Here is a 16441-nt window from a genome sequence, read left to right as displayed (position 1 = left end):
AGTTAAGAATTATGAGTTAAGAGTTTTATGGAGCGCAAGGAAAGTATTATTCAGGGAAAGAGTTTTTCGTTTGGCGTGCGAACGGTAAACCTTTACAAATGGCTGATCGACAATAAAGTGCCATACAAAGTTTCGGAGCAATTGCTGAAAAGTGGCACATCAATTGGCGCAAATGTAGAAGAAGCGACTGGTGGGTACAGTCGCAAAGATTTCACGGCTAAAATGAGTATTGCTTACAAAGAAGCGCGTGAAACACGATATTGGCTTCGATTACTTCAGGCAACTGGTTATCTGAATGAACGAATGGCAACCTCCATGTTGAGTGATTGTGAGGAATTACTAAAGATTCTTAGTTCAATTTTATTGACAGCTCAAGAAAATACCGGATTAGTCCGAGAAGACGAACCCGAGTATTTAACTCATAATTCTTAACTCATAACTCTTAACTTCAATGCAAATTGACGCGCACCAGCATTTCTGGTTCTATGATCCGGAACGGGATGGTTGGATTACGGAAGATATGCAGCGCATTCGGCGGGATTTTTTGCCCGCCGATCTGGAGCCGGTTTTGAAACAGAACGGCATGGATGGCTGTGTAGCCGTGCAGGCCGATCAGTCGGAATCGGAAACGCTGTTTTTGCTGCAACTGGCCGAAGCGTATGATTTTATCAAAGGCGTAGTGGGCTGGGTCGATTTGCGGGCCAAAAATCTGTACGAACGGTTGGAATTCTTCTCACAGTTTGAAGAACTGAAAGGATTTCGGCACGTCGTCCAGGGCGAACCGGACGATTTTATGATGCGCCCGGAATTCATTCGCGGTGTCCGGCAATTGGCGGCATTTGATCTGACATACGACATCCTGATTTACCCCACGCAACTGAAGGCCGCGCTGAATCTGGTGCGGACGGTTCCGGAGGTTTCGTTCATCATCGACCACATCGCCAAACCGTATATCAAGGACCAGAAAATTAACACTTGGTCGAACTACATGGCCGAGATTGCCAAAAGTCCGAACGTGTATTGCAAAGTGTCGGGGATGGTGACGGAAGCCGATTGGCAAACCTGGAAACCGGACGATTTTCGTCCGTATCTCGATGTGGTTTTCGAACATTTCGGTCCCAACCGGCTGGCTTTCGGCTCCGACTGGCCGGTTTGCCTCGTGGCTGCGGAGTATGAAGCAATGAAAAGCATTGTGGAGGAGTACGTGAAGCCTTGGGGGGAAGATGTCCGACAAAAGGTGTTTGGCGATAATGCCGTGAAGTTTTATAATCTGTAAAGGCGAAAGCCTGATTTTCAACCATTCCTACCAGAAACTACGCGGATTTTCGTCCGTGCGTATGTGTATGAACCTGAACCTACAAGACAAAATAATCATCGTCACGGGCGGGGCGAAGGGCATCGGCGAGGGCATCTCGACCGTGCTGGCTGCCGAAGGGGCAACCCCGGTGATCATCGGACGCAACGCAGCCGACAACCAGAAAACCGTTGATGCCATCACGGCGACGGGGCGCAAAGCGTTTCAGATTGCCGCCGAACTGACCCGGCCGGAAGAATGTAAAAAAGCCGTCGAGCAAACCCTCGCGCAATTTGGCCGCATCGATGGCCTGGTGAACAACGCGGGCGTCAATGACGGCGTCGGGTTGGAAAGTGGTGACTACGAGCGGTTTATGCAATCGTTGCACAAGAACATGGTCCATTATTACCTGATGGCTCACTATGCGCTACCCGCTCTGAAAGAATCCAAAGGGGCGATTGTGAACATCACCTCCAAAACCGCCGAAACCGGGCAAGGGAACACCTCGGCGTATGCCGCAGCCAACGGCGGTCGCAATGCGCTGACGCGGGAATGGGCGGTGGAACTGTTGCCGTACAGCATCCGGGTCAATGCCGTGGTGGTGGCCGAATCGTGGACGCCCCTGTACGAAAACTGGATCAAAACGTTTGACAATCCGCAGGAGAAGCTGGACAGCATCGTATCGAAAATACCGCTCGAAAAGCGCATGACGACCCCGGAGGAGATTGCCAATATGGTGGTCTTTCTGCTGTCCGACAAATCCAGCCATACGACGGGGCAACTCATCTACGTAGATGGGGGCTATGTGCATCTGGACCGGGCTTTGACCTGATCAATTGTGAATTGTTATTGAGCGATTGAGTGCCGCCGTGCGGTGAATCGTTAATAAATCCTACATCCTAATTTTCGGACTTTTCATGGCCTCCGTTCCCTCTTCCACCACCGCCAAATCCGCCGGTTCAATGCGCGGCTATACGCTGGCGTTTGCGCTGGTAACCAGTTTGTTTTTTCTCTGGGCCTTCGTCCATAATCTGGAACCCATTCTGATTCCGCACTTAAAGAAAGCGTGTCAATTGACGGATTTACAGTCGGCCTTGATTGACTCGGCGGTTTATCTGGGGTATTTCATCATGGCCTTACCGGCCGGTTTTGTGATGAAAAAATACGGCTACCAGCGTGGTATCATTGCCGGTTTATTGATGTATGCCGCGGGAGCCTTTCTGTTTGTTCCGGCTGCCGACACCCGGATGTACGGTTTTTTTCTGGGGGCTTTGTTCATCATTGCATCGGGCTGTGCGTTTCTGGAAACGGCTGCCAATCCGTACGTAACCATTCTGGGCGATCCGGCCACGGCCACGACCCGGCTGAATTTCAGTCAGTCGTTCAACGGTTTGGGGGCTTTTCTGGCACCGGTGGTAGGCGGTAGGGTGATCCTGAGCGGCATTGAACATTCGGAAGCTGAGTTGACGGCGATGTCGGCAGAACAGCTCAATACCTATTTGCAATACGAAGCCGATCAGGTCAAAATGCCGTATGTCGTCATTGGGGTTGTGGTGGTTGCTGTGGCCGCTTTGTTCATGTTCACCAAATTGCCGGACATCAGTGAAAGCGAGAAGAAAGCACCTTCGACCCTGGGTTCGGTGTTTCGGCACCGGCATTTGCGCTGGGGCGTCATTGCGCAGTTTTTCTACGTGGGTGCGCAGGTGTGCGTCACCAGTTTCTTCATCCGGTTTGCCAAATTTTCCAGCGATGTTCCTGAAAAAACCGCTGCCGAATGGCTGGGTTGGGCCATGCTGGGCTTTTTAATTGGCCGGTTTATTGGTACGTATCTCATGCGGTTTGTGTCGGCCAACCGCCTGTTAACCATCTATTCCCTGATCAGCGTGCTGCTGCTGGTGGTAGCCATGACCATGCGCTCCCAAATCGCGGTTTGGGCCATCTTTGCCGTACCGTTTTTTGAATCAATCATGTTTGCCACGATCTTCTCGCTGGGCATTAACAAACTGGAAGAAGATACCGAACTGGGGTCATCCCTGCTCGTGATGGCCATTGCCGGGGGCGCGTTATTCCCGGTTTTGATGGGCTACATTTCCGATCAAAGCAACATCAAAGTCGCCTACATCGTCCCCCTGCTGTGTTTTCTGGTGGTGGCGTATTACGGCTGGCGGGGATATAGAGTTGAGAGTGAAGAGTTAAGAATGAAGAGTTAAAAAAAATAGAATCTTGTTGTTAACTCTTCACTCATAACTCTTAATTCCTCACTCCCTTATGCGCTACTGCTTCGCCCTCGACCTCATCGATGATCCGGCTTCGATTGCCGAATACGAGAAATACCACGAGAAACTGCGTCCCGAAATCGAAGAGAGCATTCGCTCGGCGGGAATTACGGAAATGGAGATTTACCGGATTGGCAACCGGTTGTTCATGATCATGGAAACGGATGATTCCTTTTCGTTTGAAAAAAAGGCCGCTATGGATGCCGCGAACCCGGAAGTGCAGGAATGGGAAGCGCTGATGTGGACCTACCAGCAGGCCTTGCCGATGGCAAAACCGGGCGAAAAATGGATGTTGCTGGATAACATTTTCACGCTTTAATACGGCCTGCCGGAGAGGAAGCTGTCAGAAACGGGATTTGTGCGTAATTTTGGCAGAAACCAACTGTGTGACTGTATGCGAATCTGTTTATTGATTGTGGTGCTGGTCTGTGGCTCTTTTCTGAAAACAACGGCGCAACCGACTATAACCGTTCTGACTTTCAACATCCATCACGGAGCCAATTCCCAGGAACACAATAGCATTGTGCAGATCGGACGGTTGATCCGGGAATATAAGCCTGACATCATTGCTTTGCAGGAAGTGGACAGTGTGACCACCCGAAGCCGGGGGCAGGACCATCTGGGGCAGTTGTCACGGCTAACATCGATGTATCCATTGTATGGAAGTGCCATCGATTTTCAGGGCGGTAAGTACGGGACAGCTATCTTGTCGAAGTACCCTATCATTGCAAATCAGAAGATGATGTTACCAAACCCGGATAAAACCGAGCAGCGGATTTTGCAGTGTGCGTACGTTGAATTATCAGAAAAGACAACGATCCGTTTTTGCAATTCACACCTCGACCATCAATCCCCGCTAAACCGGAGTCTGCAATTGGCGTTCATTGATAAAACCCTGGAAAACAGCATTCAACCCGTTATCTGGTGTGGAGATTTGAACACTGATCCCGATGATCCGGAAATTGAAAAGCTGCTGGACCGCTGGTCGGATGCCGGAAGGGATTCGCATACCTCGACGCTGGTTGGCACCGGAGCGCGGATCGATTACATCCTGAGTCTGAAACAAAGCGAACTGGAGTTGATTCGATACCGGGTTTTGGATGTGCCGAAGTTGTCGGATCACCTGCCGGTTTTGGCAACGTATCGCTTCCGAAAACCCAAAAAATAAGAGACCGTTGGCTAAACGGGTTTAAAACCGCTGGTAACGCTGAACGGTCTGACGTAAACTGCTCACTAAACGATGAAAGTTGCCCTTTTTTTGCCGTGTTACGTCGATCAGTTTTACCCGAAAGTTGGCATCGCCACGCTGCAACTGCTGGAAAAACTGGGTTGCACGGTTACCTATCCGCTAAACCAGACCTGCTGCGGACAGCCGATGGCCAATTCGGGTTTTGAGAACCTGGCTCACGATTGCAACGAATTGTTTGTCGAAAACTTCGGGGATCATTACGACGCGATTGTCTGTCCGTCAGGGAGTTGTGCGCTTCACATTAAACAGCACCTGCATTCGGACAAACGGGAAAGCGACGCGCTGCAAATCCGCAGTCACATGTATGAACTGACCGAATTTTTGACGGATGTGCTGAAAGTAGATCACCTTTCAGCCCGGTTTCCGCACAAGGTCGGTCTGCACCAGAGTTGCCACGGACAGCGTGGTTTGCATCTTTCCCAGATGTCGGAACTGGTTGCCGCGCCCTATTCCAAACCGGAAAAGCTGCTGAATATGGTGGATGACCTGGAGTTGATCAGCCTTGACCGGAAAGACGAATGCTGCGGTTTTGGCGGGACGTTTTGCGTTTTTGAGGAAGCGGTTTCGGCGCGAATGGGAATCGACCGCGTGGAAGACCACATCCGCAACGGGGCTGAAGTGCTGACCGGGGGTGATATGTCGTGTCTGATGCATCTGGAAGGCATTGTCCGCCGGAATAAGCTGCCGGTGAAGGTGATGCACATCGCCGAAATACTGAATCAGGGGTAACTGATGGGAAAATAAACCCGATGCCAAATCTGTATATCCTTGCGGGTTGTAACGGGGCCGGAAAAACAACGGCGGCTTACACCATATTGCCGGAAGTACTGAATTGTCGGGAATTTGTGAACGCTGATGAAATAGCAAAAGGCTTGTCACCTTTCCAGCCGGAAACGGTAGCGTTTGAAGCCGGAAGAATTATGCTCCACCGTATCAACCATTTGCTTGAACAAAACGTTGACTTTGCATTGGAGACGACGCTTTCGACACGGTCGTACGTTCAGACCATTAAACGCGCGAAATAGGCCGGTTATTCGGTTACTTTGTTCTATGTGTGGCTTGAATCCGTTGAGCTGGCGAAAGAGCGGGTGGGCATTCGGGTTGCAAAAGGTGGGCACTCGATTCCACCGGATGTAATTGAGCGACGGTACAGTCGGAGTATTGAAAATTTACTGACTTTATACGTCCCCATAAGTGATCGATTTTTAGTCATAAATAATTCCGGGACAGTTCCTGAATTTATTGCACAAGGTGGAATCGCTGCCACGCTTGATTTGTTTAATGTGAAAATCTGGGAGAAGATTAACCAAAATGGGCGAGATTAAAATCACTCCAGAAAACGAAAAAATTCTGGAAGGAATGCGCCGGGCTGTTCAGCGCGTTATTGAACAGGCAAAACGAAACGACGAAGAACTGGTGATTGCCCGGAATGGAAAACCCGTTCGGGTTAAAGCCCGTGACCTCTAACATGATGAATCACTCCGAAGCCGCCGAAGTATTTACGGAAGACGTCGACCGAACCACCTGGCACGACAAGACGCTGTGGTTTGTGCGCGAAAAACGCGACAAAGCTGTTTTTCAAATTCCGGAATGGGAAGCCCTGCGCGAAGCCGGTTCCCGAATCAAGCACAACGCCTTGTCCAATCTCGATGAGTACCTGCTCGAGTTTGAGCAGAACGCTATCAAAAACGGGGTTAAGATTCACTGGGCTGCGGATGGGCACGAGCACAACGAAATCGTATTGCAGATTCTGAAGGAAACCGGGGCGACCCAGATGGTGAAAAGCAAGTCGATGCTGACGGAAGAGTGTCACCTGAACGACTTCCTGATTGAAAAAGGGGTTGATGTGGTCGATACGGATTTGGGCGAACGCGTTGTCCAACTCGCCGGTGAACCGCCCAGTCACATTGTGATGCCCTGTATTCACAAGAAAAAAGAAGAAATCGGGGAGCTTTTTCATGAACATTTAGGCACGGAAAAAGGCGCATCGGATCCGAAATACCTGGCCGAAGCGGCCCGTCAGCATTTGCGGGAGAAATTCCTGACGCGCCGGGCAGCCCTTACCGGCGTCAACTTTGCCATTGCCGAAACCGGCGGTTTTGTGGTCTGTACGAACGAAGGCAATGCGGATATGGGCGCCCACCTGGCTGATGTTCACATTGCCAGCATGGGCATCGAAAAAATTATTCCGAAGGCACAACATCTCGGGGTCTTTCTGCGGCTTTTGGCCCGGAGCGCCACCGGTCAACCCATCACGACCTATTCCAGCCATTTTCATCGGCCCCGCCAAGGGCAGACGATGCACATCATCATTGTCGACAACGGCCGGACCACGCAGCTCGGTCGACCGGATTTCCGGAATTCGCTCAAGTGCATCCGCTGCGGAGCCTGCATGAACACCTGCCCGGTCTATCGCCGGAGTGGCGGACACAGTTACCACAATGCCGTAGCGGGTCCCATCGGCTCCATTCTGGCGCCAAATCTGGACATGCGGAAAAACGCCGACTTGCCCTTTGCCTCGACCCTTTGCGGTTCCTGCTCGAACGTCTGCCCGGTTAAGATTGACATCCACGATCAGCTTTACAAGTGGCGGCAGGTGCTGGTGGCCGAGGGCTACGTCGACAGTACCAAAAAACAGGGCATGAAGCTGATGGCGAGTGTCTTATCCAGTCCGAAACTGTTCCGGTTTTCCGGGAAAGCCGGTCGGACGATGATGCGGTTATTGCCTTATTCGGTCTCCAATCCCCTCAATCCCTGGTTTAAGCAGCGCGAAATGCCGGAGCCGCCCAAAGAGAGTTTCCGGGAGTGGTATGTGAACAGAGAAACTAAATAATGAACAGTCGCGAAAGAATTCTTTCTGCTGTGAAGCAGAACAAGCCCGAATTTCAACCGTTGCCGGAAACGGCCCGGTTTCAGTCCGATTACCCGGATTTAGTTGCCAAGTTTTCAGAAATCCTTCGGTTTATCGGCGGAACGCCGGTGCTGGTGGCGAACTACGAGGAAGCGGAGACCTATATCCGGCAGACGTACAGTGACTTGCCCAGTGTGGTGAGCAAAATGCCGGCTTTACAGCATCTGGCCACCACAGACTGGGACGTCCTGGATCCGCACCAACTGGAAACCGTCGATCTGGCCATTATTCAGGGCGTTTTCGGCGTGGCTGAAAACTCGGCTATCTGGGTGCCGGAAGAGCGGGGTGGTCACCGCGTTTTGCCCTTCATCTGCCAACATTTGGTTTTACTGCTCAACACGGCTGATCTGGTGCCGAACATGCACGACGCCTACGAACGGCTGAGCATAAGCGAATCTGGCTTCGGGGTATTCATCGCCGGGCCGTCGAAAACCGCTGATATTGAGCAGGCATTGGTCATTGGTGCCCACGGCGCGCGGAGCCTTTCCGTGGTTTTGTTGCAAAATTCATAACTAAAAAGTGAAAGGCCATATTGTAAAAACCGTATATTGGCCAAAAACGGGCAGCAACGTGGCAACCATTTATCTAGATACCTGCACTCTGCGGTCCTGGCGTGATGGCGATGAATTTTCGTTATCTGAACAGGCCAACAACCGAAAAATCTGGGACCGTGTCCGGGATTTTTTTCCGCATCCTTACACCGTCCGCGATGCCAGTTCCTGGATCCGGATGAACCGGTCGTATCAGCAACCGGTCAATCTGGCGATCGATATTGGCGGCAAAGCCGTTGGCAACGTGGGGTTTACTATCAAAGAGGACATTTACCGGCACAATGCAGAAATTGGTTATTGGCTCGGTGAAGCCCACTGGGGACAGGGCATCATGACCGAAGTGTTGCCGGCCATGGTCAACTACATTTTTGTTAATTTCCAGGTAAACCGGCTTTTTGGCTGCGTTCTGGAGGGAAACAAAGTGTCGATGCGGGTGTTGGAGCAGGCGGGTTTTCGGGCTGAAGCCGTTCTGAAAAAAGCCGCCATCAAGAACAATCAATACCTCGACGAACACATATTTGCCTTGCTCCGTGAAGAATTTGTAACCCGGCAGGAGCGTATTTCCCTGGCCGGAAAGCAGTAGGGTTCCCCGGAAAGTTGTTTCTTTGCACTCATGCCAAAAATAGTCATTGCCATCGACGGCTATTCCAGTTGTGGAAAAAGTACGACGGCCAAACAGGTGGCTGCCCGGATGGGTTATGCCTACATCGATACGGGTGCCATGTATCGTTCCGTGAGTTTGTATTTTATCCAGAATCACGTTACCCTTACGAACCCCAAAGCCGTTCAGGATGCGCTTCAACTCATTCAGATTACCTTCAATTTTAATCCCAGAAATGGCCGGAACGAAACTTGCCTGAACGGTTTGAATGTTGAGGAGGAAATTCGGAAAATGTACATATCCAATATCGTCAGTGAAGTCAGTGCGATTCCCGAAGTGCGGTATGCCATGGTCGCCCAGCAACAAAAGCTGGGGCGCAGACGGGGTGTGGTGATGGATGGGCGGGACATCGGAACGAAGGTATTTCCAGACGCGGAACTGAAAATCTTTATGACGGCCGACGCCACCATTCGGGCGCAGCGCCGACAGATTGAGTTGCTTCAAAAGGGCGAAATGGTTGGTTTGGATGTTATTCTGGAGAACCTCAAAAAGCGGGATTTTATCGACAGCAATCGCAGTGAAGGCCCGCTTCGGAAAGCCGAGGATGCCATTGAACTGGATACTTCCTTCATCACCATCGACGAACAAATTGACTGGGTGATTCAACTGGCCGATGAGAAAATCTCCAAACTTCACCGCAGAGGGCATTTCAAACCCATTGATGCATGACCGCCGATTATTTGATTGTCGGGCAAGGCATTGCCGGTTCGGTGTTAGCCTGGACGCTCCATCGGCGGGGTAAAAAAGTCGTCCTCGTCAACTCGTCCCAACTTCCCTCGGCGTCGCTGGCGGCAGCGGGAATTTTCAATCCACTAACGGGTAAAAAGCTCGTCCGCACCTGGAAAGCCGATCAGTTGTTTCCGTTTCTGAATACTTTTTATGGCGAAGTCGAGCAGGAACTGAAGATTCCTTTGCTCCATTTTTCCAACATTTACCGCCCCTTCCGTTCGGTTGAAGAACAAAATAATTACCTGTCCCAGACGTCCGATTCTTCCATCAGTCGCTACGTGGCCGAATCCGTTGACAACCAGCAGTATCAGCCCTATATTAATAACCCCTTCGGTGGTCTGGAAGTAACCCGGTCCGGCTGGGTGGATGTGCCGGTTTTTTTGAACGCCATCCGGCTTTTTTTTCAGGATCAAAACCGGTATGTCGAAACAGATTTTGACGCTAAGGAAATAGAAATCAGGGAGAATGGGATTTTATGGCAGGAAGGCGTCTACGGCAAAATTATTTTCTGTGAAGGCCCCCATGCGTATCGAAATCCGTTGTTCGACTGGTTGCCCTACAATCCCGTGAAAGGGCAGGTTCTGGATGTTACGATGGACAATTATCCAATTACCAGCATCGTCAATCAGGGCGTCTTTATAATGCCCGTTGAATCAAATCGTTACCGGATCGGGGCAACCTATACCTGGCACGACATCGACTGGCAAACAACCGAGGACGGAAAAGCGTTTCTACAGCAGAAAGTGCAGGGCCTGTTGAAGGTTCCGTACCGGATTGTCGGGCAGCGGGTTGGCATTCGTCCGGCGACGAAAGACCGGCGGCCGTTGATTGGCTTGCATCCGGCCCATCCGGCGGTGGGGATTTTCAATGGGTTGGGTACCAAGGGCGTATCACTGGCCCCGTATTTTGCCGACCAGTTCGCCGACTTTCTGGAAGGTCGGAAAGAATTAGACCCGGAGGTTAATATTGAGCGTAGCTTTTCGTTATATTACAGTGGAAAAAATGTTGGATAAGGTTTGAGGCCGCATGTTCAATCCGGAAGCCATCAGATCTGAAACCATTTCTAAAAGTAGCGTTACTTATGAGTAAGCAATTTATACTCTGCCTGGCCGGACTGTTGCTGGTAATAAATGAAGTGGTGGCACAAAACTATCCTTCGCAGGAACAGTTTGGGAGAAACCGTATCCAATACCGGAAGTTTGATTGGAAGGTGATCAAGACCTCCAACTTTGAAATCTATTTTTATCAGGAAGGCAACCAGATTGCCAATTTGACGGCGCAGTATGCCGAAACGGATTTTGACCGGATCACCGAAATCCTGGGCTATACGCCCTATAACCGCATCAAGGTCTTTATCTACAACTCACCCCAGGAGCTTTCCCAAAGTAACATTGGTCTGAGTGCGCCCAGCGGTACCAATTACAAGGAGTTAAGTCTGGCTAAATCACGGTTGGAACTGGCTTTCACGGGCGACCAGATTAGCTTTCGCAAGCAATTGATTAAAGAAGTCTCTTTGCTTTTTGTCTACGACATGCTCTATGGCGGCAGTTTGAAAGATGCTCTGCAAAGCTCACTACTGCTTTCGTTGCCGGAATGGTATATGCCGGGCATTGCGTCCTACATTGCCGATGGCTGGAGTGTTGACCTGGACGATTACATGCGCGACGTCGCACTGACGCGCCCCGTTCGTAAACCGTCTACGCTGGTGGGGGAGGAGGCTATGTACGTAGGCCATTCTATCTGGAATTACATTGCGGAACGTTACGGGAAAGATAATATTTCCAACATTCTGAACCTGACTCGCATCATCCGGAACGAGCAGAACAGCATTGCCAGCACGCTTGGAGTTCCGTATTCCCGGTTTTTGCGGGAATGGCGGGAGTATTATTCGTCAATGGCAAAACCGGTTGTCGATGCCTACAAACCAGGCGAAGACGGTTTTCAGGTAACGGTTTCCAGTGCCAAAGAGCCTGCCCAACTGACCAGTCTGAAACTGAGTCCCGACCAGAGCCAGTATGCCTATGCGACGGCCTGGCGCGGAAAGTTTGAAGTAACCGTGGTCAACACCCAGACGCAGAAAAAGCAGGTGGTTCGGAAAGGAGGCTACAAGCAGGACGAATCTCCCGTAAAACCGGCTTCTCCACTTGTTACCTGGCAGCGCGACAACCTGCTGGTGTTGACCGAAGAGCGGGGACAGACTTACTTATATGTATACAACAACCTCGATAAAAAAGCGAAGCTCAAGCAACGGATGGTCGTTCGGGGCGTTAGTCAGGTGATCGATATGGATGCTTCCGACGACGGAGCGAGTGTCGTGTTCAGTGCAGATCGCCGGGGCCAAAATGATTTATATCTCTTCAGTATGGGTCGGGGAACCGTGCAGCAACTGACGAATGATTTGTACGACGATTTGTATCCACAGTTTGTGGGCCGAACCCGGCAAATCGTATTTTCTTCAAACCGACGCATCGACTCGCTGAGCCTCGACAAAGGAAACTACAAATCCATTCGCAACCAGCTCAGTCTGTTTTTGCACGACGGAACGCCCCGCGTCGAGGTGGTGAGCCGCCTGACCGACTCGCTGAGTATCGCCATGCGTCCGGTGGCTTCTTCCGAAAATATTATCTATTATCTCGATGATGCAACTGGTGTGCGGAATCTCGCCAAAATGGATGTCGAAACCAAAACGAGGGAATTTATTACCGGTTTTAGCCAGAATATTCGTCGCTACGACCTGAACCCTACGTCGGGCGCGATGGTCTACAGTCAGTTGAAAAATGGGAGTGAGGTCATTGGGTTTCGGCCCCGGGTCAACCTGAACCAGACGCGTCAGTTGCCGCTTACCCGTCGGGCTACCGTTCAGGAAGTGCCCAAGGCCGTGGCTACCCCCACGACGGCGCCCAGTACGAGTGCTGTGACGGCGGCCAAAACCATCGATTCTACAGCAGTAACTGCGCTAAAGCTGGAGCCGGGCGAGGTCGATACGGACAACTACCAGTTTGACAGCGATGTGGCCAAAACCATTGAATTCAAACAACGCCGGAGTACAAACACGTCGGCGTCGGTGGCCATCCCGCGCACCCGCCGACGGGAGAACGTAACGATCCGGGGACCTTACAAATACCAGGGCTTGTTCGTCGCGAGTGATGCCAGTTCCGATTGGCGGATCGATCCAATCCGAGGTTTTGGCTATTTTCAGTCGCTCACCATGAATGACCTGCTGGAAAACCACATCATCCGGGCCGGTTTGTTCATCACCACCAACCTCCGGAACAGCGACCTGTTTACCGAGTACCACAAACTGGTAAACCGGATTGATTATAGCGCCCGGTTTGACCGGAAGACGATTTTCTCCGATGCGGGTCAATACCAAAAATACCGGTTCAACAAAGTAACCCTGTCGGCTTCCTATCCCATTTCGGTGAACAGCCGGTTTACGGTAGCACCTTTCTACATCGTAACCCGCTACCTGGACTTGTTGCAGGTGGGCGGCAGTTCGTCGGACTACACCGGTGCGAAAGCGGAATACGTTTTTGATAATACGACTCTCAACGGAATGAATATGATTGAGGGAACCCGTTTCAAGCTCCGGTACGAGAACTACATTGGGTTGACGGAAAAAGTGGAAAGTGGTGTTCGGCGGGGTGCGGGCAGTTTCGACCGGATTACGGTTGACCTGAGGCATTACCAAAAAATTCACCGGGACATCATTCTGGCTCTGCGGTTGTCGGGTAGCCATTCGGCCGGTGCGGCACCCAAGAAGAGTACGTTGGGGGGGATGGAAAACTGGATCGGTATCTCAGAAGGCATCAAAGAAGACAAACCAAACAACCCTTTATTGCTGTCACCCAACCGGGATAACCGGGATGTGTTCTTTCTGGACCTGGCGGCTCCCCTGCGTGGATTCCGCTTGGGTAAGCTGACGGGCAACAGCCACATGCTTGCCAACGCCGAACTGCGTCTGCCCGTCATCCGGTATTTGCATCGGGGACCGGTGACATCCAATTTCCTCCGGAATTTTCAGTTGGTTGCTTTTAGTGACATTGGTACGGCCTGGGCCGGAAAAGGTCCTTTCAGCCGACAGAATAGCCTGAACACCGAGATCGTGGGAGGAGCGGGCGATCCGTTCCAGGCCACCGTCACCAATTTTAAAAATCCCTTTTTACTGGGGTACGGTGCCGGTGCCCGAACGATGCTCTTTGGTTACTACGTTAAGTTTGATTATGCCTGGGGTGTTGAAAATAATGTGGTTGGGAAACCGGTGGCTTATTTAACCCTGGGCTACGATTTTTAATCATCCTCGTCCTTTCTGTTAAAAAACCTGCCACATGGCAGGTTTTTTGCGTTTTAGCTTCATTTGTTTTGTTTATGTAATCACCTATGGCATAATTTTAGCTATTAATTGTGTGTACAAAAACAAATTGTAATTGGCTTTTTCAGGGAGCGATGTGGTGGTATGCCCGGGAATGTAAAGCATACTTTAAACAGTCGGTTTAGCAATGTTTTAGTTATCAGGAGACTATACGATTTTGACGGAAATCCTTTGGATTGGAAGTGACTTTTATCGTCAAGTTAAGTCTGAAATAAAGGTACACGCTGTTTACTGGCGAAGTCTGTCGGAAACAGAACTAAAAGGTCATCAGATGAAAAGAACATCTACTTTGCGTGCAGACAGAAATGGGCAGATAAACACGAAGTGCAACCAATACACGATTCCGGTCGTCATGCGTGCTTCATTTGCCCTGGAAGCAACTCGCCGTCATACATTAGTGGTTAATAATTGCTTGTCAAAACAATGTATGATATTGTTCTATGAGCAAGCGATCACGGCATCCCATCGTCTGTGGCAAACGATACTTGTATTGTTGTTTAGCGTCGGAATGGCGGTTGCTCAGAACCCCAATGTATATGTTCACAAGAAAATCGATAATGCTCACCCGGCATTAAATGAGATCGTTTCGTACACCGTTGTAGTGGGAAATGACGGAAGTGCACCGGCGAACGGCGTTGTGGTAAAAGACGACCTTTCAACCGGTGCTCAATATAGTACGCACACGGTTTTTCGGGGTTCCGGGTTGTTTACGCCGGCCAATGGTAACTGGAATATCGGCGTTCTGGCTGCGGGTGATTCGGTTATACTGGAATTAAAAGCGAAAGTACTGGAGCGGGGCGTTTGGTTTAATACCGCCGAGGTAACGGAAATGCAGGGCACGGATCCCAACTCGGAGCCCAATAATCACGATTTATCGGAAGACGACATTGCACTGACCTGTTTTTCCGTACCAATTCAATGGTACGCCGGAGATGAATATACGGTTTCCATTCCAATACCGCTAACGAATGTTCAATGGACCCGAAATGGGCTAAGCCAGTTTTCGGCAGATCAGGCCGTGGCGACGGGGAGTACATTGGTCATCAAATCGATTGGTACCTATTCTTTTACGGGAATGTTCGGAAGCTGCCCGGTGGGCGGCTGTTGTGCTATAGAAGTCATCCCGGGGCCGGAGTGCCAGATTCTTGCCACGGCCAGCGCCAATCCAACGTGTGAAGCCAGCCCATTGTTGTTGAGTGCAACCGCCCAGGGAGGCACTGCCCCGTACCAATATGCCTGGACTGGGCCAAATGGATTTTCGAAAACCGGTCAAAACCAGACCATTCCTGTGGCGACGACCGCCAATGCGGGGGTCTATATGGTGAAAATAACCGATGCAACCGGTTGTACGGCCTTGTCCAGTACAACCGCTTTGATTGGCACTTTACCGATTGCCATTTGTAACTCTCCGGTTTGCGAAGGAGGGACCATTACCTTATCGGCAACCGATGGAGGAACAACCTACAAATGGTACGGTCCCAACGGTTTTACAAGTTCTCTGCAAAGCCCGACGATTCCCAACGCAACGACCGCCAACACCGGCAGTTATACGGTTGTGATTACGGGGACATCCGTTTGTTCAGGAACCGCCATTACCAGCCTGAAGATTTTGCCGAAACCTACGGTTACTGCATCGGTAAGCGCGAGCACCTGTTTGGGCGGGAGTTTTAGTCTGTCAGCAACCGCGAGTGGGGGAACGCAACCTTACCAATATATTTGGACGGGGCCCAATGGTTTTTATGAGACCGGGCAAACGGTGATGGTGAACAACGCGCAGTTAAGCCATTCCGGTAGTTATACGCTGGCAGTGTTTAGCCAAAACGGTTGCAGTAATCAGGCCGTAACACAACCGGTAACCGTCAAAGCCTGTATTTGTAATCCATTGGCGGGGGCTTTACCTGCTACCGTTTGTGTGGGAGATATGGTCAGTCTGACGGCAACGAGTGGCTTCAATTCGTATAGTTGGAAAGGTCCAAACGGCTTTAGTTCGTCCGTACAAAATCCGGTGATTACCAACGCACAATTGACCCATAACGGCAGTTACACGCTGACCGTAGCGGGTTCTAATTGTACAGGTACCGCTACTGTCAATGTGACTGTGCAAGGCTTGCCATTCCCGCAGGTGTCTTCGTCTACAGCCTGCGTAGGCACGACGATGTTGATTATGTTGACATCTGCTGGGGGTGTTTCTTACGTATGGAAAGGCCCCAACGGCTATTCGAGCAATCAGCAGAATCCGGTGATCAATAATGCGACCACGGCCAACAATGGCACTTACAGTGTGACGGTGACCAGCGGCAGTGGTTGTACGGCGGTTTCGAGTACACCGGTTGTAGTGGGTACGTGTGTGACTCCGTGTACTATATCGGGCACCTTGACGGCCTCGCAGACGGCGGTA

16 protein-coding genes are annotated in these 16441 nt (G+C 50.8%); all 16 read left to right on the top strand.

What is annotated here, in order from left to right; genetic code table 11:
* The first annotated feature begins 27 nt into the window (after window positions 1–27).
* A complete protein-coding gene (locus tag ACS5NO_RS19070) occupies window positions 28–432 on the top strand; it encodes a four helix bundle protein (RefSeq protein WP_439416621.1) in 405 nt (134 codons plus the stop codon).
* A gap of 19 nt (window positions 433–451) precedes the next feature.
* Window positions 452–1276 (top strand): amidohydrolase family protein, encoded by an 825-nt coding sequence (locus ACS5NO_RS19065; RefSeq protein ID WP_439416620.1) that lies wholly within the window; start codon window positions 452–454, stop codon window positions 1274–1276.
* Between the two features lie 67 nt (window positions 1277–1343).
* Window positions 1344–2126 (top strand): L-fucose dehydrogenase, encoded by a 783-nt coding sequence (locus tag ACS5NO_RS19060; protein WP_439416619.1) that lies wholly within the window; start codon window positions 1344–1346, stop codon window positions 2124–2126.
* An 85-nt stretch (window positions 2127–2211) separates the two neighbouring features.
* Complete coding sequence (gene fucP, locus ACS5NO_RS19055) at window positions 2212–3504, top strand: L-fucose:H+ symporter permease (protein ID WP_439416618.1); 1293 nt, start codon at window positions 2212–2214, stop codon at window positions 3502–3504.
* A 58-nt stretch (window positions 3505–3562) separates the two neighbouring features.
* On the top strand, window positions 3563–3889 hold the full coding sequence (locus ACS5NO_RS19050) for an L-rhamnose mutarotase (RefSeq protein ID WP_150880326.1): 327 nt from the start codon (window positions 3563–3565) through the stop codon (window positions 3887–3889).
* A 75-nt stretch (window positions 3890–3964) separates the two neighbouring features.
* Window positions 3965–4738 (top strand): endonuclease/exonuclease/phosphatase family protein, encoded by a 774-nt coding sequence (locus tag ACS5NO_RS19045; protein ID WP_439416617.1) that lies wholly within the window; start codon window positions 3965–3967, stop codon window positions 4736–4738.
* A 72-nt stretch (window positions 4739–4810) separates the two neighbouring features.
* Window positions 4811–5548: a (Fe-S)-binding protein gene (locus tag ACS5NO_RS19040; protein ID WP_439416616.1), complete on the top strand. Its 738-nt coding sequence runs from the start codon at window positions 4811–4813 to the stop codon at window positions 5546–5548.
* Between the two features lie 20 nt (window positions 5549–5568).
* Window positions 5569–5844, top strand: coding sequence for an ATPase (locus ACS5NO_RS19035; protein WP_439416615.1), 276 nt, complete (start codon window positions 5569–5571; stop codon window positions 5842–5844).
* Window positions 5845–6130: 286 nt separating this feature from the next.
* Window positions 6131–6286 carry a DUF8506 family protein gene (locus tag ACS5NO_RS19030; RefSeq protein WP_171062843.1) on the top strand — a complete coding sequence of 52 codons (156 nt, stop codon included), beginning with the start codon at window positions 6131–6133 and terminating at the stop codon, window positions 6284–6286.
* Between the two features lie 4 nt (window positions 6287–6290).
* Window positions 6291–7652: a lactate utilization protein B gene (locus ACS5NO_RS19025; protein WP_439416614.1), complete on the top strand. Its 1362-nt coding sequence runs from the start codon at window positions 6291–6293 to the stop codon at window positions 7650–7652.
* A complete protein-coding gene (locus ACS5NO_RS19020; RefSeq protein WP_439416613.1) occupies window positions 7652–8242 on the top strand; it encodes a LutC/YkgG family protein in 591 nt (196 codons plus the stop codon). Before ACS5NO_RS19025 ends, ACS5NO_RS19020 begins: the two co-directional genes overlap by 1 nt.
* A 58-nt stretch (window positions 8243–8300) precedes the next feature.
* Window positions 8301–8864: a GNAT family N-acetyltransferase gene (locus ACS5NO_RS19015; protein WP_150880320.1), complete on the top strand. Its 564-nt coding sequence runs from the start codon at window positions 8301–8303 to the stop codon at window positions 8862–8864.
* A 30-nt stretch (window positions 8865–8894) separates the two neighbouring features.
* Window positions 8895–9611, top strand: a complete 717-nt coding sequence (gene cmk / locus ACS5NO_RS19010) for a (d)CMP kinase (RefSeq protein WP_439416612.1) — start codon at window positions 8895–8897, stop codon at window positions 9609–9611.
* Window positions 9608–10684: an NAD(P)/FAD-dependent oxidoreductase gene (locus ACS5NO_RS19005; protein WP_439416611.1), complete on the top strand. Its 1077-nt coding sequence runs from the start codon at window positions 9608–9610 to the stop codon at window positions 10682–10684. Before cmk ends, ACS5NO_RS19005 begins: the two co-directional genes overlap by 4 nt.
* Window positions 10685–10752: 68 nt before the next feature.
* The gene (locus tag ACS5NO_RS19000; RefSeq protein WP_439416610.1) at window positions 10753–13965 is read left to right on the top strand and encodes a hypothetical protein; all 3213 of its coding nucleotides are present in this window, start codon (window positions 10753–10755) and stop codon (window positions 13963–13965) included.
* A gap of 505 nt (window positions 13966–14470) precedes the next feature.
* A partial coding sequence (locus tag ACS5NO_RS18995) for a DUF11 domain-containing protein (protein ID WP_500684149.1) occupies window positions 14471–16441 on the top strand: 1971 nt, incomplete at its 3' end.

Origin of the sequence: Larkinella fluvii, from assembly GCF_051857545.1 — a bacterium.
Classification (GTDB): domain Bacteria; phylum Bacteroidota; class Bacteroidia; order Cytophagales; family Spirosomataceae; genus Larkinella.
This window is presented reverse-complemented; position numbering and strand designations above follow the sequence as displayed.

What these genes read in the sequence shown, in the direction of transcription:
- ACS5NO_RS19025 (WP_439416614.1), top strand. Translation starts at nt 6,291, where the DNA reads ATGAATCACTCCGAAGCCGCCGAAGTATTTACGGAAGACGTCGACCGA.
- ACS5NO_RS19005 (WP_439416611.1), top strand. Translation starts at nt 9,608, where the DNA reads ATGACCGCCGATTATTTGATTGTCGGGCAAGGCATTGCCGGTTCGGTG.
- ACS5NO_RS19070 (WP_439416621.1), top strand. Translation starts at nt 28, where the DNA reads ATGGAGCGCAAGGAAAGTATTATTCAGGGAAAGAGTTTTTCGTTTGGC.
- cmk (WP_439416612.1), top strand. Translation starts at nt 8,895, where the DNA reads ATGCCAAAAATAGTCATTGCCATCGACGGCTATTCCAGTTGTGGAAAA.
- ACS5NO_RS19000 (WP_439416610.1), top strand. Translation starts at nt 10,753, where the DNA reads ATGAGTAAGCAATTTATACTCTGCCTGGCCGGACTGTTGCTGGTAATA.
- fucP (WP_439416618.1), top strand. Translation starts at nt 2,212, where the DNA reads ATGGCCTCCGTTCCCTCTTCCACCACCGCCAAATCCGCCGGTTCAATG.
- ACS5NO_RS19045 (WP_439416617.1), top strand. Translation starts at nt 3,965, where the DNA reads ATGCGAATCTGTTTATTGATTGTGGTGCTGGTCTGTGGCTCTTTTCTG.
- ACS5NO_RS19040 (WP_439416616.1), top strand. Translation starts at nt 4,811, where the DNA reads ATGAAAGTTGCCCTTTTTTTGCCGTGTTACGTCGATCAGTTTTACCCG.
- ACS5NO_RS19035 (WP_439416615.1), top strand. Translation starts at nt 5,569, where the DNA reads ATGCCAAATCTGTATATCCTTGCGGGTTGTAACGGGGCCGGAAAAACA.
- ACS5NO_RS19050 (WP_150880326.1), top strand. Translation starts at nt 3,563, where the DNA reads ATGCGCTACTGCTTCGCCCTCGACCTCATCGATGATCCGGCTTCGATT.
- ACS5NO_RS19060 (WP_439416619.1), top strand. Translation starts at nt 1,344, where the DNA reads ATGAACCTGAACCTACAAGACAAAATAATCATCGTCACGGGCGGGGCG.
- ACS5NO_RS19030 (WP_171062843.1), top strand. Translation starts at nt 6,131, where the DNA reads ATGGGCGAGATTAAAATCACTCCAGAAAACGAAAAAATTCTGGAAGGA.
- ACS5NO_RS19065 (WP_439416620.1), top strand. Translation starts at nt 452, where the DNA reads ATGCAAATTGACGCGCACCAGCATTTCTGGTTCTATGATCCGGAACGG.
- ACS5NO_RS19020 (WP_439416613.1), top strand. Translation starts at nt 7,652, where the DNA reads ATGAACAGTCGCGAAAGAATTCTTTCTGCTGTGAAGCAGAACAAGCCC.